At 67.6% G+C, this 26158-nt stretch carries 32 protein-coding genes; 10 read left to right on the top strand and 22 right to left on the bottom strand.

The genetic code is table 11. The features are described 5' to 3' along the window. The first annotated feature begins 100 nt into the window (after positions 1 to 100). Entirely contained in the window at positions 101 to 688 is a 588-nt protein-coding gene (locus CAP40_RS06950; protein ID WP_086128673.1) for a hypothetical protein, read from the top strand. Between the two features lie 168 nt (positions 689 to 856). Continuing rightward, positions 857 to 1267, top strand: coding sequence for a DUF1801 domain-containing protein (locus CAP40_RS06955; protein ID WP_086128674.1), 411 nt, complete (start codon positions 857 to 859; stop codon positions 1265 to 1267). Positions 1268 to 1482: 215 nt separating this feature from the next. Here the strand turns inward: CAP40_RS06955 and CAP40_RS06960 are convergent, their stop codons facing one another. From CAP40_RS06960 to CAP40_RS06985, 6 genes are read right to left on the bottom strand one after another with little or no spacing between them, the layout of a single operon-like run. Next, positions 1483 to 1896, bottom strand: coding sequence for a GNAT family acetyltransferase (locus tag CAP40_RS06960; protein ID WP_086129343.1), 414 nt, complete (start codon positions 1894 to 1896; stop codon positions 1483 to 1485). After that, on the bottom strand, positions 1893 to 2147 hold the full coding sequence (locus CAP40_RS06965; RefSeq protein WP_086128675.1) for a hypothetical protein: 255 nt from the start codon (positions 2145 to 2147) through the stop codon (positions 1893 to 1895). Before CAP40_RS06965 ends, CAP40_RS06960 begins: the two co-directional genes overlap by 4 nt. Further along, positions 2144 to 2800, bottom strand: coding sequence for a hypothetical protein (locus CAP40_RS06970; protein ID WP_086128676.1), 657 nt, complete (start codon positions 2798 to 2800; stop codon positions 2144 to 2146). The genes CAP40_RS06965 and CAP40_RS06970 overlap by 4 nt, the downstream gene beginning before the upstream one ends. 32 nt (positions 2801 to 2832) lie before the next feature. Next, positions 2833 to 3405, bottom strand: coding sequence for a DNA-3-methyladenine glycosylase I (locus tag CAP40_RS06975; protein WP_086128677.1), 573 nt, complete (start codon positions 3403 to 3405; stop codon positions 2833 to 2835). Then, a complete protein-coding gene (locus CAP40_RS06980) occupies positions 3402 to 4589 on the bottom strand; it encodes a winged helix-turn-helix domain-containing protein (protein ID WP_086128678.1) in 1188 nt (395 codons plus the stop codon). Before CAP40_RS06980 ends, CAP40_RS06975 begins: the two co-directional genes overlap by 4 nt. Next, complete coding sequence (locus CAP40_RS06985; RefSeq protein ID WP_086128679.1) at positions 4586 to 5242, bottom strand: TetR/AcrR family transcriptional regulator; 657 nt, start codon at positions 5240 to 5242, stop codon at positions 4586 to 4588. The genes CAP40_RS06980 and CAP40_RS06985 overlap by 4 nt, the downstream gene beginning before the upstream one ends. A 98-nt stretch (positions 5243 to 5340) precedes the next feature. On the opposite strand from CAP40_RS06985, the gene CAP40_RS06990 reads away from it, so the two are divergent. Beyond that, entirely contained in the window at positions 5341 to 5823 is a 483-nt protein-coding gene (locus tag CAP40_RS06990) for a DUF1772 domain-containing protein (protein WP_086128680.1), read from the top strand. Between the two features lie 60 nt (positions 5824 to 5883). On the opposite strand, the gene guaA is transcribed toward CAP40_RS06990, so the two are convergent. Continuing rightward, positions 5884 to 7440 carry a glutamine-hydrolyzing GMP synthase gene (guaA, locus tag CAP40_RS06995; RefSeq protein ID WP_086128681.1) on the bottom strand — a complete coding sequence of 519 codons (1557 nt, stop codon included), beginning with the start codon at positions 7438 to 7440 and terminating at the stop codon, positions 5884 to 5886. A 239-nt stretch (positions 7441 to 7679) separates the two neighbouring features. Between guaA and CAP40_RS07000 the strand changes: the two genes are divergently transcribed. Next, entirely contained in the window at positions 7680 to 8027 is a 348-nt protein-coding gene (locus CAP40_RS07000; protein WP_086128682.1) for an ArsC family reductase, read from the top strand. A 29-nt stretch (positions 8028 to 8056) separates the two neighbouring features. Here the strand turns inward: CAP40_RS07000 and CAP40_RS07005 are convergent, their stop codons facing one another. The 3 genes from CAP40_RS07005 to CAP40_RS07015 are packed head-to-tail and all read right to left on the bottom strand — an operon-like array spanning position 8057 to position 9096. Then, the gene (locus tag CAP40_RS07005; protein ID WP_086128683.1) at positions 8057 to 8263 is read right to left on the bottom strand and encodes a helix-turn-helix transcriptional regulator; all 207 of its coding nucleotides are present in this window, start codon (positions 8261 to 8263) and stop codon (positions 8057 to 8059) included. After that, positions 8256 to 8678 (bottom strand): hypothetical protein, encoded by a 423-nt coding sequence (locus CAP40_RS07010; protein ID WP_086128684.1) that lies wholly within the window; start codon positions 8676 to 8678, stop codon positions 8256 to 8258. Before CAP40_RS07010 ends, CAP40_RS07005 begins: the two co-directional genes overlap by 8 nt. A 1-nt stretch (position 8679) precedes the next feature. Beyond that, entirely contained in the window at positions 8680 to 9096 is a 417-nt protein-coding gene (locus CAP40_RS07015; protein ID WP_086128685.1) for a hypothetical protein, read from the bottom strand. Positions 9097 to 9310: 214 nt separating this feature from the next. On the opposite strand from CAP40_RS07015, the gene panB reads away from it, so the two are divergent. From panB to CAP40_RS07040, 5 genes are all read left to right on the top strand, one after another. Further along, positions 9311 to 10168: a 3-methyl-2-oxobutanoate hydroxymethyltransferase gene (gene panB, locus CAP40_RS07020; RefSeq protein ID WP_086128686.1), complete on the top strand. Its 858-nt coding sequence runs from the start codon at positions 9311 to 9313 to the stop codon at positions 10166 to 10168. A gap of 76 nt (positions 10169 to 10244) precedes the next feature. Continuing rightward, positions 10245 to 10955 (top strand): tetratricopeptide repeat protein, encoded by a 711-nt coding sequence (locus CAP40_RS07025; RefSeq protein ID WP_086128687.1) that lies wholly within the window; start codon positions 10245 to 10247, stop codon positions 10953 to 10955. Then, positions 10952 to 12274, top strand: a complete 1323-nt coding sequence (locus tag CAP40_RS07030; RefSeq protein WP_086128688.1) for a PQQ-like beta-propeller repeat protein — start codon at positions 10952 to 10954, stop codon at positions 12272 to 12274. Before CAP40_RS07025 ends, CAP40_RS07030 begins: the two co-directional genes overlap by 4 nt. A 105-nt stretch (positions 12275 to 12379) precedes the next feature. Next, positions 12380 to 13750 carry a ribosome biogenesis GTPase Der gene (der, locus tag CAP40_RS07035; RefSeq protein ID WP_086128689.1) on the top strand — a complete coding sequence of 457 codons (1371 nt, stop codon included), beginning with the start codon at positions 12380 to 12382 and terminating at the stop codon, positions 13748 to 13750. A gap of 108 nt (positions 13751 to 13858) precedes the next feature. Continuing rightward, positions 13859 to 14269 carry an Hpt domain-containing protein gene (locus CAP40_RS07040; protein WP_086128690.1) on the top strand — a complete coding sequence of 137 codons (411 nt, stop codon included), beginning with the start codon at positions 13859 to 13861 and terminating at the stop codon, positions 14267 to 14269. A gap of 360 nt (positions 14270 to 14629) precedes the next feature. Here the strand turns inward: CAP40_RS07040 and bfr are convergent, their stop codons facing one another. The 7 genes from bfr to purL form a co-directional block, all read right to left on the bottom strand. Beyond that, positions 14630 to 15112 (bottom strand): bacterioferritin, encoded by a 483-nt coding sequence (gene bfr, locus CAP40_RS07045; RefSeq protein ID WP_086128691.1) that lies wholly within the window; start codon positions 15110 to 15112, stop codon positions 14630 to 14632. Between the two features lie 109 nt (positions 15113 to 15221). Further along, positions 15222 to 15392, bottom strand: coding sequence for a bacterioferritin-associated ferredoxin (locus tag CAP40_RS07050; RefSeq protein WP_086128692.1), 171 nt, complete (start codon positions 15390 to 15392; stop codon positions 15222 to 15224). Positions 15393 to 15448: 56 nt separating this feature from the next. Continuing rightward, complete coding sequence (locus tag CAP40_RS07055; RefSeq protein ID WP_086128693.1) at positions 15449 to 16696, bottom strand: DUF418 domain-containing protein; 1248 nt, start codon at positions 16694 to 16696, stop codon at positions 15449 to 15451. Beyond that, a complete protein-coding gene (locus tag CAP40_RS07060) occupies positions 16697 to 17140 on the bottom strand; it encodes a hypothetical protein (protein ID WP_086128694.1) in 444 nt (147 codons plus the stop codon). It abuts the gene before it with no gap. 32 nt (positions 17141 to 17172) lie between these two features. Next, the gene (locus tag CAP40_RS07065) at positions 17173 to 17841 is read right to left on the bottom strand and encodes a nitroreductase family protein (RefSeq protein WP_086128695.1); all 669 of its coding nucleotides are present in this window, start codon (positions 17839 to 17841) and stop codon (positions 17173 to 17175) included. Between the two features lie 69 nt (positions 17842 to 17910). Continuing rightward, positions 17911 to 18318 (bottom strand): DUF3052 family protein, encoded by a 408-nt coding sequence (locus CAP40_RS07070; protein WP_086129344.1) that lies wholly within the window; start codon positions 18316 to 18318, stop codon positions 17911 to 17913. A gap of 38 nt (positions 18319 to 18356) precedes the next feature. Next, the gene (gene purL / locus CAP40_RS07075) at positions 18357 to 20576 is read right to left on the bottom strand and encodes a phosphoribosylformylglycinamidine synthase subunit PurL (protein WP_086128696.1); all 2220 of its coding nucleotides are present in this window, start codon (positions 20574 to 20576) and stop codon (positions 18357 to 18359) included. 231 nt (positions 20577 to 20807) lie between these two features. On the opposite strand from purL, the gene CAP40_RS07080 reads away from it, so the two are divergent. Further along, positions 20808 to 21245: a PAS domain-containing protein gene (locus CAP40_RS07080; protein WP_256924059.1), complete on the top strand. Its 438-nt coding sequence runs from the start codon at positions 20808 to 20810 to the stop codon at positions 21243 to 21245. A gap of 30 nt (positions 21246 to 21275) precedes the next feature. Here the strand turns inward: CAP40_RS07080 and CAP40_RS07085 are convergent, their stop codons facing one another. The 5 genes from CAP40_RS07085 to accB form a co-directional block, all read right to left on the bottom strand. Beyond that, positions 21276 to 22154, bottom strand: coding sequence for a GyrI-like domain-containing protein (locus CAP40_RS07085; RefSeq protein WP_256924060.1), 879 nt, complete (start codon positions 22152 to 22154; stop codon positions 21276 to 21278). A gap of 326 nt (positions 22155 to 22480) precedes the next feature. After that, positions 22481 to 23575, bottom strand: a complete 1095-nt coding sequence (locus CAP40_RS07090) for a diguanylate cyclase (RefSeq protein ID WP_179187961.1) — start codon at positions 23573 to 23575, stop codon at positions 22481 to 22483. Between the two features lie 374 nt (positions 23576 to 23949). Then, positions 23950 to 24288, bottom strand: a complete 339-nt coding sequence (gene arsC / locus CAP40_RS07095; RefSeq protein ID WP_086128700.1) for an arsenate reductase (glutaredoxin) — start codon at positions 24286 to 24288, stop codon at positions 23950 to 23952. Next, entirely contained in the window at positions 24285 to 25646 is a 1362-nt protein-coding gene (gene accC / locus CAP40_RS07100) for an acetyl-CoA carboxylase biotin carboxylase subunit (protein ID WP_086128701.1), read from the bottom strand. The genes arsC and accC overlap by 4 nt, the downstream gene beginning before the upstream one ends. 10 nt (positions 25647 to 25656) lie before the next feature. Beyond that, positions 25657 to 26145: an acetyl-CoA carboxylase biotin carboxyl carrier protein gene (accB, locus tag CAP40_RS07105; protein WP_086128702.1), complete on the bottom strand. Its 489-nt coding sequence runs from the start codon at positions 26143 to 26145 to the stop codon at positions 25657 to 25659. Positions 26146 to 26158 lie beyond the last annotated feature (13 nt).

Genomic DNA, 26158 nt, shown 5'->3' on the forward strand with positions numbered 1-26158 from the left:
GTTCTCCTCGCAGGGGAATGGCGCCCGGTCGCAAATCGGTTCAGCCGGGCGACAGGCTGGCGCGCATAATTCTCGTTTCGTGAAGGTAACGGAGGGCGGCATGGATGTTCTGAAGCTTGCGGGCGGCGGGATCGCTGCGGTGGCGATGATGGGGCTGGCGATGCCGGCCCAGGCGCAGGAGCGCTGGCGCCCTTCGCGCGAGAAGCACAAGGACAAGTTCGACGTGGGCGACGCGATCGTCGGCGGGCTGGTGGTCGGCGGCGTGCTCGCGCTGATCTCGAGCGGGAAGAAGAAGTCGCACGGCGCCGAAGCGACCGAGGAGCGGGTGCCGATCGACACCGGCCCGGTCGACGGCAGCCGCTATGGCGAGGCGCCGCAGCCCGCCGCCGGCCCGGTCGCCGAGATGCCGGCGCCGAATTCCGCGCAGTTCGACGGGCTCTATGACGAGGATGCCGCCGCCGATCGCTGCGCGGTGGAAGCGGAAAGCCTGGGCGAACGCTATGCTCGCCTCGCCCAGGTCTCCACGGTCACCAGCACCGTCTGGAACGGCAAGAGCTGGGTGATCAAGGGGCAGGTGGAACTGGCCGACGGCTATCGCGACACCACTCGGGAGAGCCATGGTTTCCGCTGCGCCCTGCGTCGCGGCAACAGCCCGATCGTGACGATCGAGGGGCTGCAGTCGCTCTGAGGTCATTCGGCGCGCACGCGATGGTCCCGGCTTTCGCTGGAATGAGGATGAAGCGTATGAGTCCTCAGCCAAGGCCTATAGACCGGAGCGATATCGAAATGGCGTTGCGATGAATCGGTTCGACGAGTTGGCACTGACGGCGGCGATACCCCTGGAGGGGCATGGAGCATGACCGAGCCCAGGCTCCTGTCCGGCGGCAATCCCCAGATTCCCAAGGGCGAAGGCGACGTGCCGGTGCAGGCCTATATCGCCGCGATGCCCGAGTGGAAGCAGCGGATCGGGCGCGCGATCGACGATCTGGTGATGGGTGCCGTGCCCGGCGTGCGCAAGGCGGTGAAGTGGAACACGCCCTTTTACGGTGCGCCCGATCGGGAAGGCTGGTTCCTCGCCTTTCATTGCTTCGACAGATATGTGAAGCTCACCTTCTTCCGCGGCGTTGCACTCGATCCGGTGCCGCCCGGTCCATCGAAACAGCAGGACGTGCGCTATCTCGATATCCGCGAGGAGGACGCGATCGACGAGGCGCGGCTGGTCGCCTGGATCCGACAGGCCAGTGCCCTGCCCGGCGAGAAGCTCTAGGGGCGGATCGCCATTTGGAACGAAGGAACGGCGATGGCCCAGTTGCCACCCCGGCCTCTTGGTCCCGCAAGTCCAGCACCCGAGCTTTCTGCTTCCAGCCGAATGTCGAAGCCTTTCCCTTCCGTCATGCCAAACGCGTTCAGGGTGACGAAAAGCGGTTGGTCCGAAGTGCTCCGGCCCGCCACGCCACTCCCTCAGCCCGACGACCGCCCCGTCTAGTCGTTCAGGAAACGCCCGAGCGTGACGACTCCCTGCCGTTCCAGCCCGAGCGCTTCGTAGAAGCCGAGCGCTTCCGCATTGCCCTCGCGCACCATCAGCTGGATCTTCGGGCAGCCCCGCGCGCGCAGCCATGCCTCCGCCTCGGCCATCAGTGCGCGGCCGAGCCCGGTGCCGCGGGCGACAGGCGCGACCGCAAGATAATAGACCCAGCCGCGATGGCCGTCATCGCCCAGCATCACGCTGCCCGCGATCGCGCCGCCTTCCTCCTGCGCTACCAATATCGTCGCGGCTTCCGCTGCGAGCGCGCGGGCGAAATCCTGCCCGGGATCGTTCCACGGCCGCGTGAGGCCGCAGTCCCGCCACAGTGCGATGACCGGCCCGGCATCTGCGGCCTGCGCCCGCCGGATCATGCCGGCCGCCGCGCGATATGCCACAGCGTCACCGCGCCGATCAGCATCCACACGATGTTCAAGGTCGCCGAGGGGATGGCGCCGTTCCAGCCGCTGTTGATCACGAAACAGCCCGCGCCGACCACGTTCATCCACTGATAGGCGCGCGACCGGCCGGTGAGCCTGCCGGAGGATAGCAGCAGATAGGCGGCCAGGATCAATGCTGCCCCCGCCCAGCCGACGATCTCGATCAGCAGCCTCTCGACGCTCATCGGGCGATGCAGGTGACGCCGGCCCAGAGATTGGTCACCTTGCCGTCGGGCGCGGGCGAACTGAGCAGGCCGGAAAGTTCGCCCATCATGAACTCGTTGCCGATCGACGTCTCGCCGACATCCACCGTCCCCGCCGCCTCGAGTTCCTTGCGGCTGGTGCCGATGCCGATGCCCTTGGCCGTGGCGAACCCGGCGGCCTCGCGCCCGTCCAGGTCCCAGCCGGCGAACTTGCCGTCCTGGAAATAGAGCGAGAGCCCGTCGCGAAAGGCCGCATAGCCGAGCGGACCGGCGCCGCAATCCTGGCTGCTCGACTCCTCGACCGGGCTGCCGAGCGCGGCGGCGAGCATCCGCACCGCATCGGCCCTGGCCATGCCGAAGCGCAGCTGGCGGGAAGCGCCGCCGGGCAGCGCCAGGATCAGCGCATCGGGCGCCAGCCTGACGCCTGCGCCCGGCGCCTCCTCGTGCGCGTTCGCCGGATGGGTTTCGGCATTGCCGGCGGGCGGGACGATGATCTCGGCCGCATCGGCCATCGCATCCTTCTCCACCGGCTGTTTCGGCTCGGGCGAGCAGGCGGCGAGCAGGCCCAGCACGACGGGCGCCCATGGCAATGGCTTGATCGTCATCTTCGCTTCCCCACCGCGGTTGGCGGCCATTTTCTCACTATCCCGGCGTGCCCGCAATGACCTCAGGCGAGCGCGGCGACCGGTTCCCGGCGGAAACAGCCGCGTTGATGATCGTTCACCAGCCCCACCGCCTGCATCCAGGCATGGACGATCGTCGGGCCGACGAACTTGAAGCCCCGGCGCTTCAATTCCTTCGAGACCGCCTCGGAGAGCGGCGTGGTGGCGGCGAAGCCGTGCCCCGGGCTCAGGATCGGCTTGCCGCCGGTGAAGGCCCAGCAGAACTCGGCGAAGTCCTCGCCGCGCGCCTGCATCTCGCACCAGATCTGGGCGCCCCTGATCGTCGCCTCGATCTTGGCGCGGGCGCGCACGATGCCGGGATTCGCCATCAGCCGCTCGACGTCCTCGGGCCCGAAGGCGGCGACCTTCGCCGGATCGAAGCCGGCAAAGGCCGCGCGAAAGGCTTCGCGTTTGCGCAGGATGACGATCCAGGCGAGCCCGGCCTGGAAGCCCTCGAGCATCAGCGCCTCCCACAATTCCCGCGAATCGCGGATCGGCACGCCCCATTCGGCATCGTGATAGGCGCGGTGGAGCGGATCGCTCACCGCCCAGGCGCAACGCGGCAGATCGTCGGTCATTTGCTTCCCCTGATCGTCTCGCCGATACGCACTTCGCCCAGCCCGAGCCAGCCTGCCATGCGGGCGAGTTCGATCGCCAGCCGTTCCTCGGTGTCGCGCGGCGCGTCCGGCTCCAGCGTCACCCGGTGCGCGAGCAGCCGGCCGGCCTGGCGATCGGCCTTGAGGTCGACGCGCGCGGTGAGCGCTTCGTCCATCAGGAAGGGCAGCACGAAATAGCCATGGGTCCGCTTGTCGGCGGGGACGTAGATCTCGATCCGATAGCGGAAATCGAACAGGCGCTCGGTGCGGCCGCGTTCCCAGATCAGCGGGTCGAAGGGTGCCAGCAGCGCGTCGCCGCGCACACGGCGCGGCATGCGCGCGTCGCGGTGCAGCCAGGCCTTCTGCGCCCAGCCCTGCACCCGGACCGGGATCAGCGTGCCGTCTTCCTCCAGCTCGGGGATGGCGCGATTGGCCTCTTCCGGCTTGAGCCGGAAATAATCGCGCAGATCCGCCGCCGTCGCCACGCCGAGCGCGCGGGCGCTGCGCTCGATCAGCACGCGCTGGGCAGTTGCCGCATCGGGCGTCGGCAGGTCGTAGATCGCGCGCGGGATCACCCGTTCGCTCAGATCATAGACCCGCTCGAAGCTGCCCCGCCGCGTGACGGTGGTGATCTGGCCCGACCAGAACAGCCATTCGAGCGCCAGCTTGGCCTCGCTCCATTCCCACCAGCCGCTCCGCGAGCTGCCATTCTCGAACTCGGAAGCGGCGAGCGGCCCCTCGTCGGCGATGCGGTCGCGTACGGCCCGGGCTTCGGCATTGCGTTCGTGCGCGAACAGGCGGAGCTGCCGCCAGCCGATCTCGCCGCGTTCGGCCCGGGCCATCCGCCACCGGAAATGCGGGTGGAGGTCCATCGGCAGCAGCGAAGCCTCGTGCGCCCAATATTCGAAGAGCCTGCGCCCGCGCTTCGGCCCCCAGGCATCGCGCTCGAGCAGGGTGCGGTCATATTCGCCCAGCCGCGAGAAGGCTGGCAGATAATGCATCCGCGTCAATACGTTGACGCTATCGATCTGGTGGAGGCCCAGCCGGTCCACGGTGCGGCGGAGATGCGCGGCACCGACGCGGGCGGGCCGGCGCGGGCCGAAGCCCTGCGCCGCGAGGAAGATGCGGCGCACCTGCTTCGGCGAAAGCGTTTCCCCGGCGCTCATTGCGTGGCCAGCGCCGCGAGATCGGCCGGCAGCAGCTGCTTGAACAGGGCGAGCACGCGCCTGCCCTCGGCGGGCGGCAAGGTGATCGCGTGGCGCACCGCGGCGGCGATCAGCGTCATCATCAGCTGGGCATAGCGCTCGATCGCCGCGGCGCTCGCTCCCTCCGCGACCGGCCGCACCGCCTCCGCAAGCAGATTGGCGAGAAAGGCGCCGTCCTCTTCGTCGAGCTTCTGCAGGGCACGGTCGGCCTGGGTCGCCTGCCAGATGTCGCGCATCACCGGTTCGTCCATGAACATCCGGTAATAGCTGTCGACGATATGGCCCAGTGCCGGGCGCAGGTCCGCGATGGTCTCCACCGTGGCGAGATCGCGTGCCACGCATGCGCGGCCGATCGCGTTGTAGCGCTCGGCCAGCGTGCCGATGATCGCCGTCTTGTCCGGGAAATATTGATAGAGCGAGCCGAAGGGTATGCCCGTGCGCTCGACGATGTCGCTCATGCGAAAGGCTTCGCCGCCCTTCTCCGCCATCACCGCCGCGGCGCATTGCAGGATGCGCTCGAACCGCTCGCGGCTGCGCTTCTGCACGGGCACCATCGGCGCCCGCGCCTCGGGCGATGCCGCCTCTCGCCCCTTCGCTGCCGGCCTTCGCCCCATTCCGCTTCCCATCGCATTCGCTTGACGATTCGAATACGAGGCATTATCGGGTTTTGCAAATACGATATATTCTCGTATTCAAGCGAAGGGCCTGGATCATGCGCACCTTTCTCATTCCCGGACTGCTCTGGTTCTCGGCGATCGGCTGCGGGCTGATGGCCGGGCTCTACTACGCCTTCTCCACGTTCATCATGGCGGCGCTCGGCCGGATCGCCCCGGCCTCGGGCATGGCGGCGATGAACGCGATCAATGTCGACATATTGCGTTCGTCCTTCCTGCCGCTGTTCCTCGCGACCAGCATCGCGGCCGGGCTGCTCGCGGTGATCGGTGCGCTGCGCTGGGGCGAGCCGGGCGCGCTGGCGATGATCGCAGGTGGCGCGATCTATCTGCTCGGCATGTTCGGCGTGACGGTGTTCTTCAACGTGCCGCTCAACGACGCGCTGGTCGCGGCCGGCGACGGCACCGGCTCGGCCGGGATCTGGGCGCGCTATCTCAAGGAATGGACGATGTGGAACCATGTCCGCACCCTGAGCTCCATCGCCGCGCTCGCGCTGTACATCGCGGCGCTGGTGCAGCGTTAGGGTCGGGATCCGGTCAGCAGATACCGCCCGTTGATCGAAGCGGTAGCCCGGGGCCGGGCCTCACTCCCACTCGATCGTCCCCGGCGGCTTCGAGGTATAGTCGTACACGACGCGGTTCACGCCCCGCACTTCGTTGACGATGCGCGTCGCCACCCGCGGCAGGAAGCCGCCCGGGAATTCGAACGCCTCGGCGGTCATGCCGTCGATCGATGTCACCGCACGCAGCGCCAGCACCGAATCATAAGTGCGGCCATCGCCCATCACGCCCACCGTGCGCACCGGCGTCAGCACCGCAAAGGCCTGCCAGATCGCGTCGTAGAGCCCCGCGTTGCGGATCTCCTCGAGATAGATGGCATCCGCCTTGCGCAGGATGTCGCAGCGCTCCCGCGTCACTTCGCCCGGGATGCGGATCGCCAGGCCCGGCCCCGGGAAGGGGTGCCGGCCGACGAAGATCCCGGGCAGGCCGAGCTCGCGGCCCAGCGCGCGGACCTCGTCCTTGAACAGCTCGCGCAGCGGCTCGACGAGCTTCATGTTCATCCGCTCGGGCAGGCCGCCGACATTGTGGTGGCTCTTGATCGTCACCGAAGGCCCGCCGGTGAAGCTCACGCTCTCGATCACGTCGGGATAGAGCGTGCCCTGCGCCAGGAAATCGGCGCCGCCGATCTTCCTGGCCTCTTCCTCGAACACGTCGATGAAGGTCTTGCCGATGAACTTGCGCTTCGCCTCCGGATCGGTGACCCCGGCCAGGCCGGTGAGGAACAGCGTCTCGGCATCCACATGGACGAGCGGGATGTTGTAATGGTTGCGGAACAGGCCGACGACCTGCTCGGCCTCGCCCGAGCGCATCAGCCCGTGATCGACGAACACGCAGGTGAGCTGCTCGCCGATCGCCTCATGGATCAGCACCGCGGCCACGGCGCTGTCGACGCCGCCCGACAGGCCGCAGATCACTTTGCCGCTGCCCACCTGGGCACGGATCTCGGCGATCTTGGTCTGGCGGAACTCGGCCATGGTCCAGTCGCCCTGCAGCCCGCAGACATGGCGGACGAAATTGGCGAGCAGCTTGGCGCCGTCCGGCGTATGGACCACCTCGGGGTGGAACTGCATCGCATAATAGCGCCGCGTATCGTCGGCGATCACCGCGAAGGGAGCGCCGGTGCTGTGCGCGACCGGGCGGAAGCCGGGGGCCAGGTTGGTCACCTTGTCGCCATGGCTCATCCACACCTGGTGGTTCTCGCCCTCGTGCCACATGCCGTCGAACAGCACGCAGCCATCGTCGATCTCGATAAAGGCGCGGCCGAACTCGCCGCTGTCGCCAAGCTGCACCGTGCCGCCGAGCTGGTGCATCATCACCTGCTGGCCATAGCAGATGCCCAGCACCGGCAGGCCGCTGTCGAAGATCTCCTGCGGCACCCGGGGGCTGCCCTCGTCCAGCACCGACGCGGGCGAGCCGGAGAGGATGATCCCCTTGGGCTGCATCCTGGCAAAGGCCTCGGCGGCGGTGGTGAAGGGCGCGATCTCGCTATAGACGCCCGCTTCGCGCACGCGGCGCGCGATCAGCTGGGTAACCTGGCTGCCGAAATCGACGATGAGGATGGAATCTGCATGCTGGTCCATGCCCAGCGCGCTTAGCCAGAACCGGCGCCGGGGGAAAGGCCGGCGCGCGATTATGCATAAGTTTATTCGCCGGGTCGGGGGGCCATGAGGTTGTTCGCGCCATCGCCGCCTGTGCGGGGATCGTGCCGGGGAATGTGGGGGCCCGACCCGGCGCAGGTCCCGCCCGATCGAAAGCCGACTGTTTTCCGCCGCGAAGCGCGCTATCGCAGGGCCGAACCAGAAGCAGGCGAGGGCGCGACGTGACGGTCACCATGTACGGCATCAAGAATTGCGACACGATCAAGAAGGCGCGTGCCTGGATGGACGAGCACGGCATCGCCTATGCCTTTCACGACTATAAGGCATCGGGGATCGATGCGGCCCGGCTCGCGCGCTGGAGCGGGATCGTCGGCTGGGAAGTGCTGCTCAACCGTGCCGGCACCACGTTCCGCAAGTTGCCCGACGCCGATCGCGAGGGCATCGATGCCGGCAAGGCGGCGGCGCTGATGCTGGCCCAGCCCTCGATGATCAAGCGCCCCGTCCTCGAATATCCGGGCGGTATCCTGGTCGGCTTCAAGCCGGAGAACTATGCCCGGACCCTGCTCTGACCGGCACGCGCGCCGCGCGCCACGCACGCTCATGCCTCCCAGCTGAACACTTCCTCCAGCGGCTTGCCGAACACCTGGGCGATGCGGAACGCGGCTTCGAGCGACGGCGAATATTTGCCCTGCTCGATCGCCGCGATCGTCTGGCGGGTGAGGCCGATCTTCTCGCCCAGCTCGGCCTGGGTCATCTCGCCGGCGAGGAAGCGCAAGGTGCGCACCTGGTTGACGACCCTAGCCATGCCAGCCCCTCCGATAGCTCAGCAGGACCAGGCAGTGGTTCACCGCTTCGGCGATCACGATCGCGAGCAGCGCGGTATTGACGATCTTGGGCGGCGGCTCGCTGAACGGCATGACCACGCCGACCAGGATCGCGCCTGCCATCAGCACATAATAGCCCGCGGACGCGCCGCGCCGGGCGATCGCCTTGTCGCGTTCGTCCGGGCGGCGGCCCGCGACGCCCGGGGCTTGGGCGGCGAGGACGATATGGCCGATGATCACCACCACCGCCTGGGTTCCGGCGATGATGCCGAAGGTCCACAGGATGTCGAACAGCGTGGGCGGGGTTTCGCGCAGCGCCATCATCGGAAAGTAGATGCCATAGGCCACGGCCATGCAGACCAGGGTCAGCCATGCGGTCTTCTCGCGATAGGCCATGTCAGTTCCCCCTGCGATAGCCGGTGATCTGCGCGGCATAATGGACGACCTCCGCGATCACGATCGCGGCCATGATGGCATAGGCCATGTCGATCTTGTCGAAGCCCAGGTGCACGCTCCCGGCGATGCAGAACACCAGCGCGATCAGCACGGGATAGGCAAGGGCATAGGCGCGCCGGGCGATATCGCGGTCGCGCTCGTCGCTGCCGGCATTGGCATCCGCCGGGGCGAGCGCCGCGGTGACGATCGCGGCCCCCGTCGCCAGGATCGTCTGGACGATCACCGCGGCGATGAAGCCGGTGAAATAGACGGCGCCATGCAGCTTGCCGCCGGTTGCCAGCATGAAGCCGAAAAAGCTGCCCCACACCAGGATCGTCGTGATCACCGAGATCCAGGCGATCTTTTCCTTGAACGGCATAATTCACCTCAGGTTCGAAATCTATGACTCAATGTTAAATATATCGAACATAGAGTCAAGCGATTCGAACCCGCACCTTCGTATTCTCGCCTTTGTGGGGCGGGCGGGGGTGGAGAAGGGGGAGGACGAAGGGAGGTCACAAGGGGGAGCGGGCAGGGCGCGCCGGCCGCCGTCGCACTGGCGACCATCGCTGCAACCCGCTAGACCCGCAGCCATGTCGCACGTCACCATGGACACGGCCACGAGCCGCGCAAACCCGACCCCCGCCCCGATGAAGCGGCTCACCGTCCCGGCGATTCGCGATCGCAAGGGCAAGGATCCGATCGTGATGCTCACTGCCTACACGACGCGGATGGCGCAATTGCTCGACCCGCATTGCGACGTGCTGCTGGTGGGGGACAGCCTGGCCCAGGTGATCTACGGCCTGCCCTCTACCCTGCCGGTGACGCTGGAGATGATGATCGCGCACGGCGCCGCGGTGGTGCGCGGCAGCTGGCATTCGCTGGTCGTGGTCGACATGCCCTTTGGCAGCTATGAGCAGGGGCCCGAACAGGCCTTCGCCTCGGCCGCGCGCGTGCTCGCCGAGACCGGCGCGGCCGGCGTGAAGATGGAAGGCGGCGAGACGCTGGCGCCCACCGTCGCGTTCCTCACCCGGCGCGGTATCCCGGTGGTCGGGCATGTCGGCCTCACGCCCCAGGCGGTCAACGCGCTCGGCGGCTATGGCGCGCGGGGCCGGAGCAATGCGGAACATGCCCAGATCCTCGACGATGCGCGGGCGATCGCCGCCGCCGGCGCGTTCGGCATGGTGGTGGAAGGCGTGGTCGAGACGCTGGCGCGGGAGATTACTGCGGCGGTCTCGTGTCCGGTGATCGGCATCGGCGCCTCGGCGGAGTGTGACGGCCAGGTGCTGGTGATCGACGACATGCTCGGCATGTTCGAGCGGACCGCCCGGTTCGTGAAGAAATATGACGATCTCGCCGGCCGTATTTCCGCCGCGGTTGAAACCTATGCCGCCGATGTTCGGTCGCGGGCCTTCCCGGGGCCCGATCAGGTCTATGCGCCGCGGGATTGACGGGCTACCGAGCGCTCTGGTGATTCCCGCACGGCACGATCAGGTTCGCGCCCGCAAGAGACGCATGGAGTAGATTTTGGCGCTTCCCCCCTCCGGCACGACAGACGAAGCCTTCCTGCGCGAAGTCGACGAGGAATATCGCCGTTCGCAGATGCTCGGCATCTGGCAGAAATACGGGCGCCTGATCGTCGGCGCCGTGGTGGTCGGGTTCCTCGCGCTCGCCGGCTTCCTGTTCTGGCAGCACCAGAGCGATTCCGCCGCCGGCCAGAAGGGCGAGCAATATGACGCCGCCCTGCGCAACATCGAGCAGAACCAGCTCGACAAGGCGAATCCCGAATTCGCCAAGCTCGCCGCGAGCGGCAACAACGGCTATGCCGCGATGTCGTCGATCATCGAGGGCAATCTGCTGCTGCAGAAGAAGGACGCGAAGGGCGCCGCCGCCAAGTTCGCCACGGTTGCCGGCAACAGCGCCTTCGCCAAGCCGTTCCGCGACTATGCGCTGCTTCGCCAGACTTCGGTGGAATATGACACGTTGAAGCCCGAAGTGGTGGTTTCGCGCCTCCAGGGCCTCGCCAAGCCGGATTCGGCCTGGTTCGGAAGCGCCGGCGAGATGGTGGCGGCCGCGCAGATCAAGCTCGGCAAGCGCGCCGAGGCGGGCAAGCTCCTCCAGCAGATCGCCCAGGGCGGCGACAATGTGCCGGATACGACGCGGCAACGCGCGGTTCAGCTGGCGAGCGTATTGGGGATCGATGTCCTCGATCAGTCGAAGGAAAAGCAGGCTAAATGAACAATAAGCTGAGGGTGGCTGGGGCCCTTGCGGCACTCGCGCTGGTTAGCGGCTGCGGGGTATTCAAGGGGCAGGGCAAGAAGACGCCCGTGCTCGGCGAGCGCGTTCCCATCCTGATGTCCGAAAACGACATCACCAGCGACAGGTCGCTGGCGAGTGTCGACGTGCTGGTGCCGGAAGCGGCGGTGAACCAGGACTGGACCCAGCCGGGCGGCAATGCCGCCAAGTCGATGGGCCATCTCGCCTTGTCCGCCACGCCGTCGCAGGCCTGGAGCCAGCAGATCGCCAAGACCTCCAAGAAGGAGCGCCTCGCCGCTTCGCCGGTGGTCGCGGGCGGCAAGCTGTTCGTGATGGATACCGACGGCCAGGTCCATGCGCTGGACGCCGCCACCGGCGCCGAGCTGTGGCGTGCCGCCACAGTGAAGGCCGACGCCAACAAGACCGCGCGCTTCGGCGGCGGCGTCAGCGTCTCCGGCGAGCATGTCTTCGCCACCAACGGCCTGGGCGATGTCGTCGCGCTCAAGGTCGCGGACGGCACCGAGCTGTGGCGCAAGCGCCCCGGCGGTCCGCTGCGCGGGGCCCCGACTCTCGCCAACGGCAATGCCTATGTCCTCACGCAGGACAACCAGCTGTTCGTGATGAACCAGGAGAATGGCGACGTCAGCTGGACCGCTTCGGCCAGCCTCGAATCGCAGGGCGTGTTCGGTGTCGCGGCGCCGGCCTCGGCGCAGGGCACCGTGATCGCCGGCTTCTCGTCGGGCGAGCTCAACGCCTATCGCTACGAGAATGGCCGCTCGCTGTGGAGCGACGTGCTCTCCCGCAGCAGCATGAGCACCTCGGTCTCCTCGCTGTCGGACATCGACGCCGAGCCGGTGATCGACCAGGGCCGCGTCTATGCCGTGGGGCAGGGCGGCCGCATGGTCGCGATGGACATCGCCACCGGCAACCGCATGTGGGAACAGAATATCGCCGGCATCTCCACCCCCTGGGTGGCGGGCGAATGGCTGTTCGTGGTGACCGACGATGCGCGTCTGCTGTGCCTTTCGCGCACCAGCGGCAAGGTGCGCTGGATCTCCCAGCTCAAGCGCTACAAGAACGACAAGAAGCCCAAGGATCCCTGGGGCTGGGTGGGCCCGGTCCTGGCCGGCGGCAAGCTGATCCTGGGCAGCACGCGCGGCGAGCTGGTCTTCGTCTCGCCGACCGACGGCAGCGTGAGTTCGACGATCGAGCTGAAGGCGCCGATCTCGCTCCAGCCGGTGGTGGTGAACAACACGCTCTATATCCTGGACGACAAGGGGCGCCTGACCGCGTTCCGCTGATACCTATCCCGGCCATGGCAGGCGGGCGGGGCCGTGAGGCCTCGCCCGTTTGCTTTTTGCACTATATGCCCTTCTGCTGGGCACACCCCGAGAAGAGTTACCCTTATGCCATTGCCCATCGTCGCCATCATCGGCCGGCCGAATGTCGGCAAGTCGACGCTGTTCAACCGGCTGGTCGGCAAGAAGCTCGCGCTGGTCGACGATCAGCCGGGCGTGACGCGCGATCGCCGCGAGGGCGATGCGAGCCTGCTCGGGCTCGAGTTCCGCATCATCGACACCGCGGGCTATGAGGACGAGGACGCGGCGACCCTGCCCGGCCGGATGCGCCAGCAGACCGAGGCGGCGGTGCAGGATGCCGATGTCGCGCTCTTCCTGGTCGATGCCCGTGCCGGGGTGACGCCGCTCGACGAGGAGATCGCCCGCTGGCTGCGCTCGACCGACCGTCCGATCGTGCTCGTCGCCAACAAGGCCGAGGGCCGCGCGGGCGAAACCGGCGTGATCGAGGCGATGGCGCTCGGCTTCGGCGATCCGGTGCAACTCTCGGCCGAGCATGGCGAGGGGATGGGCGACCTGTTCGAGGCGCTGCTGCCGCATGTCGAGCGCGAGGAAGAGGACGTCGAGGAGGAGGATCCCGACAATCCCAACGCCCCGCTCAAGCTGGCGATCGTCGGCCGGCCGAACGCGGGCAAGTCGACCCTGGTGAACCGTTTCCTTGGCGAGGACCGGATGATCACCGGGCCCGAGGCCGGGATCACCCGCGATTCGATCGCGATCGATTGGGAGTGGGAGGATTTCGACGGCAATATGCGCCCGGTCCGCCTGATCGACACGGCGGGGCTGCGCAAGAAGGCGCGGGTGGAGGAGAAGCTGGAGAAGCTCTCGGTCGCCGACACGTTGCGATCGATCGACTTCGCCGAAGTGGTGGTGCTGCTGCTCGATGCCACGCGCGGGCTCGAGGTGCAGGACCTCAAGATCGCCGACCGCGTGCTCCAGGAGGGCCGCGCGCTGATCATCGCGCTCAACAAATGGGACGTGGCCGAGAATGCCTCCAGCCTGTTCAACGGCGTGAAGGGCGCGCTCGACGAAGGGCTGGCGCAAGTGAAGGGCGTGCCGCTGCTGACGGTCTCCGCAGCGACGGGCAAGGGGCTCGACACGCTGATCGACGTTGCCTTCAAGACGCGCGAGGCCTGGTCGCGCCGCGTCTCCACCGGCCAGCTCAACCGCTGGTTCGAGCGCGCGGTCGAGGCGAATCCGCCGCCCGCGCCCGGCGGCAAGCGGATCAAGCCGCGCTACGTCACCCAGAACAAGACGCGCCCGCCCAGCTTCGTGCTGTTCGGCACCCGCGTCGACCTGCTGCCGATGAGCTACCAGCGCTATCTGATCAACGGCCTGCGCCGCGAATTCGATTTCGGCGCGGTGCCGGTGCGGCTCACCTTGCGCGCGCCGAAGAATCCGTTCGATCGCGATAAGGAATGAGAATCCAATCGCTTCCGTAACGATCCCGACCCCAAATCAACCCTGTGTTTACACACGGGCAGTACCCTTCGGAACGCTCTGGAGGGTGCGGAGTAGGGGAAAGAAGCGATGACCGGCAACGAGCAGCTGGTGAACTGGGACAGTTTTGCGCAGGCGCGGGCCGAGCTCGGCGCCAATTTCGTGCGCATTCTCGGCTATTTTCGCGAAGACGGCGTCAAGTCCGTCGCGCGGATCGAGGAAGCCATGCGCGCGAACAATGCCGCGTCGATGGTGATTCCCGCGCATACGCTGAAGGGCGAATCGCGCCAGTTCGGCGCCGATCCGCTGGCGGACCTGGCCGAGACGATCGAAATGAGCGCGCGGCTGTGCATCGAGCGACAGGACACGCCGACGGACGTGCTCGAGCATGTGGTGCAGCTGCGCCCGCTCTTCGAGGCGACGCTGGCGCTGCTTGAGCGCGAATCGAACCCGCTGGTGGAGCGCCGCCCGGTGTTCGGCCGGCGCTCGCTCGCGGGGTGATGCGTTCCCCTTCCGCTTGCGGGAGGAATTAGGGGAGGGCGTATCCAGCCGGGCGCCCTGCGTTTCCTTGCAGCCCCGCCCCCGACCCCTCCCGCAAGCGGAGGGGGAGAAAGGGGGCAAAGATCCTGGAACGGATCGACCTTCAGCTCTGCCCCTTCCATGCCCATGGACGAGGGAAGGAGGATGGATGTCGAGCCCTCTCCCTTCCGTCATGCTGAACTTGTTTCAGCATCCAATCCTCCACCGGCGATATTGCTGGTGGCACCTTGGACTCTGAAACAAGTTCAGGGTGACGAAGGAGGTTGGTTCGAAGCGTTCCGGCTTGCCAAACCGCCCTCTCAGTCTGAATGTCGATTGATCCTAGCTCGCCTCGGCCGCTTCGCTGTTGAGCTGGATGTAGTTCTCAAGCCCCATGCGCGCGATCATGTCGAACTGCTTCTCCAGTGTATCGACATGCTCTTCCTCGCTTTCGAGGATATGGGCGAACAGATCGCGCGAGACATAGTCGCGCACGCTCTCGCAATGCTGGATCGCGTCGCGCAGCAGCGGGATCGCCTCCATCTCCACCGCCAGATCGGCCTTGAGGATCTCCTCCACCGTCTCGCCGATGCGCAGGCGGCCGAGCAGCTGGAAATTGGGCAGGCCGTCGAGGAACAGGATGCGCTCCGCCAGCTTGTCGGCGTGCTTCATCTCGTCGATCGATTCGTGGCGCTCGAGCTCGGCCAGCTTGGTGACGCCCCAATTGTCGAGCAGCCGGTAATGCAGCCAATATTGGTTGATCGCGGTGAGCTCGTTCTTGAGCGCCTCGTTGAGATAATCGAGGACCTTGGGGTCGCCCTTCATTGCCGCCACCTGTTTCTGTGATTGGATTTCGGGCGGCAGAATAGGCGCGGAAGGCCGTATTTGACAGAGGAAAATGGCTGATTTCTGCGGTTCTCAGCTGTTGCGAACGTTATGCAGCAGCACGTTCCTGGGCAATGATCTCACGCGCGAACGGCACGCATTGTCCGCACTTGGCCTGGCATCCGAGCGCCCGATAGGCCTGGCAGGCACTGGTCGCGCCCTCGCGCGCGGCCTCGCGCACGTCCCGTTCCCGAAGAGCATTGCAAACGCAAACGACCATCAGACCCTCACGACTCTCTGGAGACGAGTTAGGGCTATTGACACTGATTCGCAAGACTATTGCGAGGCACTCGCATTACTATCCGGTGCGCCCCCGCGGATCGGCTGGAAGCGCCAGCGCGCCAGGCTGCGCCACACCCATTCGAACGGGCCGAATCGGAAATGGTCGAGCCAGGCCTTGGACCAGAGCAGGATCAGCGCCCAGATCGCGAAGACCACGGGGTAGAGCTGCCAGCGCGCCAGTTGCCCGTACCAGCCCAGGCCATAGCCGTAGAAGAGCGTGGTGCAGATCAGGCTGGTGGCGAGATAGTTGGTGAAGGCCATGCGCCCTGCCGCGGCGAGGCGGGCGGTCAGCGCGCCGTCCGGGCGGGCGAGAAGCAGGATCAGGCAGATCCATCCCGCGATCATCGGCGGGCGGACCAGCGCGGTGAGCGGCAGCATCGCCGCGACCACGCGCATGTCGAAGCCGGAACGCCATTGCCACCATGCCAGCGCGGCATAGGCGGGCAGGCCGATGCCCCAGCAGGCGATCAGCCAGCGGCGATAGCGCGCCCGGGGCCATTCGCCCCGCAGCATGCCGCTGCGCAGCGCCGCCATGCCGAACAGCATGTAGCCGAGCGTCTCCGGCCCGAAGAAGACGAACAGCGCGAACAGCGCGCCGCCGTCCTCGCGGAGCCGATCGGCGAGGATCGTGCCATAGCTGCCGCGATGGAGCGCCAGGTCCTTGGCGATGTCGGCAGGGGAGGGGATGCCGAACGCCTGGGCATAGCCGTGCAGCGCGGGGGCATTCGGGGTCTGCGCCTGGAGCTGGACGATGCCCAGCGGAATGGTCGCGAACAGGACCGCGCCGGCCAATGCGAGCATCGCGCCGAGCACCAGCAATCGCGGCACGGGCAGGCGGCGCATCGCATAGGCGATCATGCCCATCATCGCATAATGGGCGAGGATGTCGCCGTGCCAGACCAGGAACAGATGGGCGATGCCGAAGACGAGCAGCCAGGCCATGCGCCGATAGTGCACGCCGGCCGGGCTGCGCCCGCTCGCCTCGGCACGTTCGACCACCAGCAATGTCGAGGCGCCGAACAGGAACGAGAAGAGCCCGCGCATCCGCCCGTCGAACAGGACGAAGTTGATCGCCCAGGTCGCCAGGTCGGCGCCGTGCCAGCCGCCATAGGCACGCGGGTTCACATAGGCGGCCTCGGGCATGGCGAAGGAAAGGATGTTGAGCAGCAGGATGCCCAGCACCGCCACGCCGCGAACCACATCGAGGGAAGCGAGCCGGGCGCCCGCAGCGGAAGGGGACATTCAGCGCCGCGCGGCGACGAGTGCGATCGGGATCCCGACCAGCACGATATGGTAGAAGAGCTGGGTCGCGACCGTCTGCGGATCGAGATGCGGGAAGATGGCCGGCCAGCGCAGCGGCAGCACCACCAGGTTCATCGCCGCCCAGGTGGCGACGCCATAGCCGATGCCCGCGGTCACGCGCCGTGCCTTGAGCAGGGGCAGCCGATCGGCGGCAAGGACGAAGACCGCCGCCATCACGGCCATGATCGCGAAATGGACCGCCAGCCCCAGCACCGCGCCGGCCGTGCCCCAGCCGGTCGCGTCGGGGAAGGGGCCGCTGGCGACGCCGCGCAGCATCCTGTCGGGCGTGCGCCCGGCCTGGAGCGCGAGGATCGCCGCCGCGGCGATGTCGAGCGTGCCGGCGATCAGCGTCGCCACCAGGATCCGGCGTCCGGCATGGGCCATGTCTATTGTCCTCCCGCTCTCCTTGCCGGACGCTACAGCCAGGAGCTGATCTCCTCCAGCGGCTTCTTCATGCTGCCGGCCGCCGGGATCATGGCTTCGGGCGCCGGGTGGCCGGCGACGATCAGCATCAGCGCCTTCTCGCTGTCTGGCCGGCGGCAGACGCGGTTGAGGAAGCGCATCGGCCTGGGCGTGTGGACCAGGGTGGCGATGCCGGCGGCATGCAGCGTGGCGAGCAGGATCCCCGTGGCGATGCCGACGCTCTCGGTGACGTAATAGTTGCGCGGCACGGCTTCCTCGTCGGCAAGGCGCCGGGCGAAGACCGCGATCAGCCAGGGCGCCGTCTCGAGAAAGGGCTTGTCGGCATGGGTGCCGAGCGGGCGTACCGCGTCGAGCCAGGATCGCGGCGCGCGGTTGGCGTAGAAATGGCGTTCCTCCTCCTCGGCGGCGACGCGGATCGCCGCCTTGGCCTCCGCCCCCGCGATCGCGCAGAAATGCCAGGGCTGGCGGTTGGCGCCGCTCGGTGCCGAGCCGGCGGCCCGGAGCGCCGCCTCGATCACTTCGCGGGGAACGGGCCGCTCGCCAAAGGCCCGGCAGCTGCGGCGGGTGGCGATCTCCGCCAGAAAGGCCCGGGCCCGCGCGATGCGGGCTTCGTCGTTCAGTTCCGGATAGGGCTGCCACGGCAGCGCTTCGTGCTCGGCCATGGATGTTCCCTCTGATTCGACGATGCCACCGGTGTCTCGGGCCGGGCAATCCGGTTTTCCCCGTAGCGCTCAGCGATTCTCCCGGCGGATCACCAGCTTCAGGCCCGACCAGACCGGGTCGACCGCGCAGACCTTGATGTCGACCAGCCCCCTGGGCAGCGCGACCGCGCGGATCACGTCCTCGGTGATGTCGGTCTCCACCCGGGCTGCCTTTTTGGGCCAGGAGACCCAGATGAAGCCGTTCCGGTCGATCCGGGCGAGCAGCGCCGCCAGCTCCCGCTCGAGCCGCGCCCGCTCGGTGACGAAGACGTGCGCCGCCTGCAGCCCGGCACAGGCGACGGCATATTCCTCGATCCCCAGCCCCGCGGGATCGATCTCGGCGCGGACGCTGTCCGGCATGTCGCGGAACCAGCAGCGCATGCCGGGCTTGAGCCCCAGTTTCTTCGCCAGCGGCGTGCCGGAATAGCCAGCGGTCATCACGACCTCCCTCATTGCCGGCCCGGCATGCGCCTACCTCATGCCAGGGCCGCGTCTTCCCCCATCAGCTCCGGGAAGAACGCTTCGTGCGCCGCCTTGAGATCGGCCAGGCTCACGCAGAAATCGCCTTCTTCCAGCTCGAAGATGATCCGGTCCTTGATCGTGCGACCGATCGGATCGGCGACCAGCCCGGCCTTGTCCGCCGCGACGAGGAAGTCGGCAAGGCAGGTGTCGCAGATCGTGACGACATACAGGCCCTGGTCCTCGCCGAAGAACGAGCCGGCGATGCCGAAGGGCTGGGGCTGGTCGATGATCGCGCCGATGCCCGATGCCATCGCCATCTCGGCGATCGCGACCGCCAGTCCGCCGTCCGATACGTCGTGGCAGGCAGTGATCGCGCCGGTGCAGATGCCCGAGCGGATGAAGGCGCCGGTGCGGCGTTCCATCATCAGATCGACCTCGGGCGCCGGCCCTTCCTCGCGGCCGTGCAGCTCGCGCAGCCACAGCGACTGGCCGAGATGGCCCGAACGCTCGCCGACGGCGAGGATGATGTCGCCGGTGCCCTTGAAGGCGATGGTCGCGCTCTTCGAATAATCCTTGAGCAGGCCGATCGCGCCGATCGCCGGGGTCGGCAGGATCGCCGAGCCGCCGCCGGTCGCCTTGCTCTCGTTGTAGAGCGAGACATTGCCCGAGACGATCGGGAAGTCGAGCGCGCGGCAGGCCTCCGACATGCCTTCGAGGCAGCCGACGATCTGGCCCATGATCTCGGGGCGCTGCGGATTGGCGAAGTTGAGGCAGTTGGTCACCGCCAGCGGAGTCGCCCCCACGGCCGAGAGGTTGCGCCACGCCTCCGCGATCGCCTGCTTGCCGCCCTCCACCGGGTCGGCGAAGCAATAGCGCGGGGTGCAATCGGTGGTGATCGCCAGGCCCTTGCCCGAGCCATGGACGCGGACGACTGCCGCGTCGCCGCCCGGGCGCTGTGTGGTGTCGGCGCCGACCATGTGGTCATACTGCTCCCAGATCCAGCGGCGGCTGGCGAGGTCGGGCGTGCCGACCAGCTTGAGCAGGTCGGCGGCCGGATCGGTGCTCTCGGGAACATCGGTAAGCTCGGCCGGCTTGGGCGTGGGCACGTGCGGCCGGTCGTAGAGCGGCGCTTCGTCGGCGAGCGGGGCGAGCGGGATGTCGGCGACGACATCGCCCTTCCACTTCAGCACCATGCGGCCGGTATCGGTGACATGGCCGATCACCGCGAAATCGAGCTCCCATTTGCGGAAGATCGCCTCGGCAAAGGCTTCGCGGCCGGGCTTGAGCACCATGAGCATGCGCTCCTGGCTTTCCGACAGCATCATCTCGTACGGCGTCATGCCGGTTTCGCGCTGGGGCACGTCGTCCATGATCAGCTCGATGCCGACGCCGCCCTTGCTCGCCATCTCGACCGAGGAGGAAGTGAGGCCGGCGGCGCCCATGTCCTGGATCGCGACGATCGCGTCCGACGACATCAGCTCGAGGCACGCCTCGATCAGCAGCTTCTCGGTGAAGGGATCGCCGACCTGGACGGTGGGGCGCTTCTCCTCGCTGTCCTCGCCGAAATCGGCCGAGGCCATGGTCGCGCCGTGGATGCCGTCGCGGCCGGTCTTCGAGCCGACATAGACGATCGGATTGCCGACGCCCGAGGCAGCCGAATAGAAGATCTTGTCGGTATCGGCGATGCCGACGGTCATCGCGTTGACCAGGATGTTGCCGTCATAGGCCTTGTGGAAATTGACCTCGCCGCCGACGGTGGGGACGCCCACGCAATTGCCATAGCCGCCGATGCCATGGACCACGCCGGCGATGAGGTGCTTCATCTTGGGATGGTCGGGCCGGCCGAAGCGCAGCGCGTTCATGTTGGCGATCGGGCGCGCCCCCATGGTGAACACGTCGCGCAGGATGCCGCCCACGCCGGTCGCCGCGCCCTGATAGGGCTCGATATAGGACGGGTGGTTGTGGCTCTCCATCTTGAAGATCGCGGCCTGGCCGTCGCCGATATCGACCACGCCGGCATTCTCGCCCGGCCCGCAGATCACCTGGGGCCCCTCGGTCGGCAGCTTCTTCAGGTGGATGCGGCTCGACTTGTAGCTGCAATGCTCGGACCACATCACCGAGAAGATGCCGAGTTCGGTCAGGTTGGGCTCGCGGCCCATCGCCTTCAGGACGCGCTCATATTCCTCGGGGGTGAAGCCGTGCTCGGCGACGATCTCGGACGTGATCTGGGTCATGGGCGCAGCCCATAGCGAGGGCGTGTGCCCGCGTCACCCCCGAGCGGCGGCGGCGCGAAAATCTCGGCTCGCCCGACCGGCCCGCATGGGCGGCCGGGGCGTTCGCATCATGGCCGGGCAAGCGAATGGAATCCTGCATCAAAAGGCCGAATCGCCGGGATATGCGGGGGTTGGAGATTAACCATTGGAGGCGTAGCAAGGCGGACGGAGTGGAGCCTTGGGTGTAGCGGGATGAATCACTGGATAGATCGCGTGGCGGCGCCGCCGCCCGGGCGCGTGCCGATGGGTTGGGCGAACGCGCTGCACGTCGTGCCCGATGGTGCCCCCGCGGTGCTCGCGCCGATGCCTGCCGCCTGGGAATGCGACCTTTCCGACGATTCGCTGCGCTGGACCCCGGGCGTGTTCGCGATATTCGGCCTGCCGCCCGATCGGCCGGTGCGCCGCGACGAGGTGGTCGCCATGTACAGCCCGGAATCGCGGGCCGAACTGGCCAGGCTGCGATCGGAGGCGATCGCCAATTGCGGGAGCTTCACCTTCGAGGCCGAGATCCGCCGGCCGGATGGCGAGATGCGCTGGATGCGCGTGACTGCCGATGTCGAGGTGCGCGACGGCCGCCCGGCCTATCTCTACGGCCTGAAGCAGGACATCACGCACCTGCGACGGGGCTAGAAACTCCCCTCCCGGAAGGGGCGGAACCAGCTACACCAGCGGCAGGAACAGGTCCGTCAGCGCCTCGCCGGCCGGCACGTCCGGGAAGAAGCGGACGCGCTGGACGAACATCGGGAAGTCGCGCGGTTCCTCGCCGCTGCGGGGCAACCAATCGGCGTAGAGGAAATGGGCCGGCGCGCGCAGATCGTCGCCCGGGCCGGCGATCCGCATCATCGCGCAGCGGCCGGCGGGAATCAGGCCCTCGGCCACCCCGGCATGGTTGGGCGCGACGCGCGAGACGGCGCAGGCGATGTCGAGGCGATATTCCGCCGGCGGCACGCCGTCCGGATCGTTGTGGAATATGTTGAAGGTGGCGCTTTTCTTCGGTGGCAGCGCATTGGCGCGGCGCCAGTCGATGAAGCGGCGGATCGTGTCGCCGATCGCCCCCGGATCGCCGCGATGCTCGATCAGGGCCACCGGCGTGGCGGGGAAATCGACGATGGTCACGTCGGCATCGGTATAGGTCGGTGTCATGTGCTGGCTCCTTGCCTGTGCGAGCGGCGCGAGGGCCGCGTTCCAGGGAGCCCATTCCGGCCCGGCGCGGAATTCGCTCGGGCTCTGTCCGATCCGCTGCCGGAACGCGCGCGCAAAGGCCTCCGGCCCGCCGAATCCCGAATCGAGCGCGATGTCGAGCACCGGATCGGTTCGATAGGCGAGGGCGAGCGAGGCCCGCTCGATGCGGGCGAGCTGGACGTAGCGGTGGACGCTGATCCCGAAGAGTTCGGCGAACTGGCGATGGAAATGGAAGGGCGAGAAGGCCGCGACGGCCGCCAGCGCCTCGGTGCCGAGGTCCGCATCGAGATTCGCGTCGACATGGTCGAGCACGCGCCGCATGCGGGCGAGGTAGCGCTGGCGGGCATCTGGCTTCACGGTTCCTGGTCTCCCTGGCGCCGCTGTGCCGCAGGCCGGACGAGTCGCGCCTGACCGATCTTGCGGAACTGGTTGCCGATCGAGTCCGCCCTAGGGCCAATCGACATACAGCTGCGTCCCCTCCGTTCCCGGTGGCGAGGGACGGAAGTTCAATGTCGAAGCCTCTCCCTTCCGTCATGCCGGACTTGTTTCAGCATCCAATTCTCCACCAGCGATATCGCCGGTGGTACGTTGGACCCTGAAACAAGTTCAGGGTGACGCAGGAGGTTGGTTCGAAGTGTTCCGGCACGCCAAGCCACGCGCTTAGCCTGAACGCCGATCCGCCCCTAGGCCGCCGAGGCGACCGGCAGCGAAGACGTCACCACGCGATCCTTGCCGGCATGTTTCGCGGCATAGAGCAGGTCGTCGGCAAGCCGCAGCGCGGCGGCGTGATCGCCCGCGATCGGCGCGACGCCGGCCGAGAAGCTGATCCTGCCGATCGGCAGGTCGGTGGTCTGGTCGCGCAGCAGCCGCTCGCGCAGCCGGGCGCGGCAGCCGTCGAGCAGGTCGGCGGCTTCTTCCGCATCGGCGCCCTCGAACAGGCAGACGAACTCCTCGCCGCCATAGCGCGCGACCGTCACCCGGCGGCCCAGGTCCTCGCGCAGGAAGCGCGCGACGAAACGGAGCACGCGGTCGCCGGTATGGTGGCCGTGCCGGTCGTTGATCGCCTTGAAATTGTCGATGTCGCAAAGCGCGAGGGCAAAGGGGGCGGCATCCGGCCGGGCCAGCGTCTCCTCCATCCGCGCGAAGAAGCCGCGGCGATTGGGCAGGCCGGTGAGATGGTCCTCCTCCGCCTCGCGCACCGCGCGCTCGAGATCCGCGCGCAGGCGCCGCGTGTCCTCGCGCGTGCGCTCGAGCCGGCCGCCGATCCTGCGGGTCGTCTCGGCGACTTCGAGCGTGACTTCGAGCAGCCGGCGATAGGCCTCGCCCGGCTCGCTGCCCATCTGGTCCGCCGCTTCGCCGAGCGCGGTGGAATAGGCGCTGGTCGAGGCAGTGGCGTCGCCCACCGCGGCAAGGCAATCGGCGACCTTGCCCTCCAGCTCGCGGGTGAGCTTGTCGAGCTTGTCGGGCGTCTCGCCCGCGGCGCAGCGCTCGACGATCCGTTCGACATCGCGGTCGGTCAGGCTGCCCTTGGCGTTGAGCAGTTCCTGCGCCGCGCGCACCAGCGGGGCCTCCAGGCCGTCGAGGAAGCGGCCGGCGAAGTCGAAATTGGTCGTGCTGGGCTCCAGCCCGTGCTGGAACAGGAAGGCGCCGATCTGTTCATAGCGCAGGCGGTGGAGTGCGGTCCGGTCGGGCGCGGCCCATGGGTCCTCGCCCTCGCCGCGGCGGAACCAGGACACCAGCCGATCGAGCGGCGAGTGGAGGGATACGGGCGTGCTCATGCCCGGGTCCCGCCGGCCCATGCGGCGATTCGCGCGGCGCCCTTGCCCGCGCGACGCCCGTCGATGCTTCCCCTTGTTCGCATTTCCCGCCCCCGTTTTCGACGAAATCGTTACGGGAGCGATCGTAATATTCGCGTTAATCCGGAGTGGAATTCGCCAAAACGGGTAATGTGGGGGTTGTGGGTTGGGGACCTACGCCCTCCATCGTCACCCCCCGCGCAGGCGGGGGGCCAGGGCCAGGAGCAAGAGGCGCGAGGCCCGCTTTGCCGTCTCCGGCAAGCCAGCGCGTGATTGCATCGATTGTCCCGGGCTACCCTGGATCCCAGCCTGCGCGGGGATGACGGATATGGCCTCAGATACGTCGAGTCCCCGCCCTACAGGATCTCGCGCACCCGCTCCGGCGGGCGGCCCAGGCGGGCGCCCTTTTCGGTCACCACCAGCGGCCGCTCGATCAGGATCGGATTGGCCGCCATCGCGTCGAGGATCGCATCGTCGTCCGTGCCCTTTAGCGGCTTGGCGGCGTCCTCGGCGATGCGCAGGCCCTCGCGCGCGGTCATGCCGGCGCGCCGGTACAGGTCCTTCAGCGTCTCGCGGCTGGGCGGAGTCTTGAGATATTCGATCACCTCGACCGCGAGGCCCGGCGTCCCGTTCAGGATCGCCAGCGCCTCGCGCGACTTGGAGCAGCGGGGATTGTGGTAGATGGTGGCCTTCACGACTGGGCGTCGTCCTGCCGGGCCAGCCACTCCTCCAGCCACTTGATCGTATACTCGCCCTTCTGGAATTCGGGATCGTCGAGCAGCGCCTGGTGGAGCGGGATGGTGGTCTTCATCCCGTCGATCACGAACTCTTCCAGCGCCCGGCGCAGGCGGCGCAGCGCGCCCTGGCGGGTGGTGCCGTAGACGATCAGCTTGGCAATCATCGAGTCGTAATAAGGCGGCACCTTGTAGCCGGCATAGAGGCCCGAATCGACGCGGACGTTCATGCCGCCCGGCGCGTGATAGCCCTTCACCAGCCCCGGCGAGGGGGCGAAGGTGCGCGGGTCCTCGGCGTTGATGCGGCATTCGATCGCATGGCCGCGGAAGACGACGTCCTCCTGGCGCAGCGTCAGGCCGTGCCCTTCGGCCACGCGGATCTGCTCGCGGACGAGATCGAGGCCGGTGATCGCCTCGGTCACCGGATGCTCCACCTGCAGGCGGGTGTTCATCTCGATGAAGTAGAACTCGCCGTCTTCCCACAGGAACTCGATCGTGCCGGCGCCGCGATAGCCCATGTCGGCCATCGCCTTCGCGCAGATCCCGCCGATGCGCTCGCGCTCCTCGGCCGAGAGCACGGGCGAGGGGGCTTCCTCGAGCACCTTCTGGTGGCGGCGCTGAAGCGAGCAGTCGCGCTCGCCCAGATGGATGGCGTTGCCGTTGCCGTCGCCGAACACCTGCACCTCGATGTGGCGCGGGTTGCCGAGATATTTCTCCAGATAGACGGTGGCGTCGCCGAACGCGGCCTTCGCCTCGCTGCCGGCCTGGAGCATCTGCGCTTCGAGATCGGCGGGGTTGTTGACCACCTTCATGCCGCGGCCGCCGCCGCCCGAGGCCGCCTTGATGATCACCGGATAGCCCGCGGCTTCCGCGATCTTCTTGGCTTCCTCGACATCGCTGATCGCGCCGTCCGAGCCGGGGACCAGCGGCAGGCCGAGCGCGCCGGCGGTGCGCTTCGCCTCGATCTTGTCGCCCATCGTGCGGATGTGCTCGGGCTTGGGCCCGACGAAGATGATGCCGTGTGCTTCGACGATCTCGGCGAACTTGGCGTTCTCCGAGAGGAAGCCATAGCCCGGATGGATCGCGTCCGCGCCCGAGATCTCCGCCGCGGCGATGATCCGGTCGATCTTGAGATAGCTCTCGGCCGCGGCCGGCGGGCCGATGCAGATCGCCTCGTCCGCCAGGCGGACGTGCATCGCGTCCGAATCGGCGGTGGAGTGCACCGCGACGGTCTTGATGCCCATCTCGTGGCAGGCGCGATGGATGCGCAGCGCGATCTCGCCGCGATTGGCGATCAGGAGCTTCTTGATTTCCGGCATGGGGCCGCCGTTACTCGACCACGACCAGGGGCTGGTCGAACTCGACCGGCTGGCCATTGTCGACCAGGATCGCCTTGACCGTGCCGGCCGAGGTGGCGTGGATCGGGTTCATCACCTTCATCGCCTCGATGATCAGCAGCGTGTCGCCGGCCTTCACCGCCTGGCCGACCGAGACGAAGTTCGCCGCTTCGGGATTCGGCGCCAGATAGACGGTGCCGACCATCGGCGACTTGACTGCGTTGAGCGCGGCGACGGGCGCTGCCTCGGCGGCGGCGGCGGCGGCAACCGGCGCGGCGGCGGCCGGAGCGGCTACGGGAGCAGCCATCGGCGCCTGCAGGATGGCGGGCGCGGCCTGCACGGTGCGCGCGACGCGGACCTTGCGATCGCCGTCCTCGACTTCGATCTCGGTGAGATTGGTGTCGTCCAGCACGGCGGCGAGCTGCCGCACCAGGTCGATGTCGACCTGCATTGCGCCCGTCTTGTCGTTCTTTTCTGCCATTTGATCTCGTCTT

The organism is Sphingomonas sp. IBVSS2 (assembly GCF_002127225.1).
Taxonomy (GTDB): Bacteria; Pseudomonadota; Alphaproteobacteria; order Sphingomonadales; family Sphingomonadaceae; genus Sphingomonas.